This is a genomic window from Ideonella azotifigens (assembly GCF_006519715.1).
Classification (GTDB): domain Bacteria; phylum Pseudomonadota; class Gammaproteobacteria; order Burkholderiales; family Burkholderiaceae_C; genus Ideonella; species Ideonella azotifigens.
In genome coordinates this window covers 1-1,676 of the sequence record NZ_VIDT01000949.1, presented here as the reverse complement: position 1 = coordinate 1,676, position 1,676 = coordinate 1, and the positions used below count along the sequence as shown (strand labels likewise).

Annotated in this window: 3 protein-coding genes; 2 read left to right on the top strand and 1 reads right to left on the bottom strand. The window is 68.7% G+C overall.

The window, feature by feature from the left end:
- Both FKP22_RS29530 and FKP22_RS29525 read left to right on the top strand, forming a co-directional pair.
- A partial coding sequence (locus FKP22_RS29530; RefSeq protein ID WP_141291770.1) for a carbon-nitrogen hydrolase family protein occupies window positions 1–629 on the top strand: 629 nt, incomplete at its 5' end.
- Window positions 630–655: 26 nt separating this feature from the next.
- Window positions 656–1,339, top strand: coding sequence for a class I SAM-dependent methyltransferase (locus tag FKP22_RS29525; RefSeq protein WP_141291768.1), 684 nt, complete (start codon window positions 656–658; stop codon window positions 1,337–1,339).
- Between the two features lie 12 nt (window positions 1,340–1,351).
- Here FKP22_RS29525 and FKP22_RS29520 read toward each other — a convergent pair.
- On the bottom strand, window positions 1,352–1,676 hold a 325-nt coding region (locus tag FKP22_RS29520; protein WP_211361659.1), incomplete at its 5' end, for a hypothetical protein.

Below are 1,676 nucleotides of genomic sequence, written 5' to 3'. Positions count from 1 at the left end.
GCCCGATCCAGGACGCGCTGGCCGCGATGGCGCGTGAACATGGGCTGTGGCTGGTGGGCGGCACGCTGCCGATCCATGGCACGCAGCCGGGCCGCGTGCGCAACGCCTGCTGCGTGTGGAACCCGGATGGCGAGCGGGTCATCCGCTACGACAAGATCCACCTGTTCTCGTTCGACAACGGCAAGGAGCGCTACGACGAAGCGCGTGTGCTGGAGCCCGGCGACACGCCCGCCACCTTCGACGCGAAGGTGGACGGGGTGGACCTGCGCGTGGGCCTGGCCATCTGCTACGACCTGCGCTTCCCCGAGCTTTTCCGCGCGATGATGCAGCCGCTCTGCGACCTGATCGTCGTGCCCGCCGCCTTCACCTACACCACGGGCCGCGACCACTGGGAACTGCTGCTGCGCGCCCGCGCGGTCGAGAACCAGTGCTACGTGCTGGCCAGTGCGCAAGGCGGCGAACACGAAAACGGCCGCCGCACCTGGGGCCACAGCATGGTCATCGACCCCTGGGGCGAAGTCCTGTCCGTCGTCGACGAAGGCCCCGGCATCGCCATCGCCGACCTTGCGCAGACCCGGCGCGACACCGTGCGCGTGCAATTGCCGGCACTGGCGCATCGCAAGCTGTGAACGGCGGCCCGTCAAACAGGTGCCTGATGGCACCGGCCGAAACCGATGGCAGCGCGCAAGGCATGCAGCGCTACTACGCGGCGCGTGCGCCCGAGTACGACCTGGTCTACGAGAAGCCGGAGCGGCAGGCCGACATTGCCCTGCTGCAAGCCGAGCTGCCGAGGCGCTTCGAAGGCTTGCGGGTGCTGGAGGTGGCGTGTGGCACCGGGTTCTGGACCCAGTTCATCGCGCCGGCGGCAAAGCATGTGCTGGCGCTGGATGCGTCACCCGAGACGATGGCGATCGCGCAGCAGCGCGTGGCGCCGGACCGGGTCACGTTCCGCGAGGGCGATGCCTATGCGCTGCCCGAAGACTGGCGCGGGCTGGACGCGGCGTTTGCAGGCTTCTGGTTCTCGCATGTGCCCATCGCGCGCCGCCGCGAATTCCTGCAAGGCCTGCACTGCTGCCTGGCGCCGGGCGCCCGCGTGCTGCTGATCGACAACCAGTTTGTCGCCGGCAGCAACCATGCGATCAGCGAGATCGATGCCGCTGGCGACAGCTACCAGGCGCGTCGGCTGGCCGATGGCTCGACGCACCGGGTGCTGAAGAACTTCCCGAGCCGTGAAGAGCTGGTCGCGCTGATCGATGGCATGGGCAGGCCCTTGCCGAACCCGACAGCGCTGGCCGGGCTGAGCTACTACTGGTGCTTCGAGTACCAGCTGCCGGGCTGAGCGGAGCCCCGTTCAGGCGTCGTCTTCGGTCAGCTGTGCGATGAAGTTGCGGGCGACGCGTTCGGCGCTCTGCACCGCGTCCAGCTCGCTGGGCGCTTCGACCCAACTGCCGACCACGTCTGCCACCGCGCCGGGCGCGGTGTCGAAGTCGGCACCGGCCACCGGGCGGTAGTCGAACACCTTGGCGAAACCTTGCCAGCCACCGTGCCGGTACTCGGCCCGGGCGGCGACGTAGTGGCCCGCGTACGGGCCGGTGATGCGGCGTATGGGCATGGCCGAAGCGTAAGGCATCGAACCCGTTTTGCGATCATGCAAATCGACGGTGAATGCCGGCTGT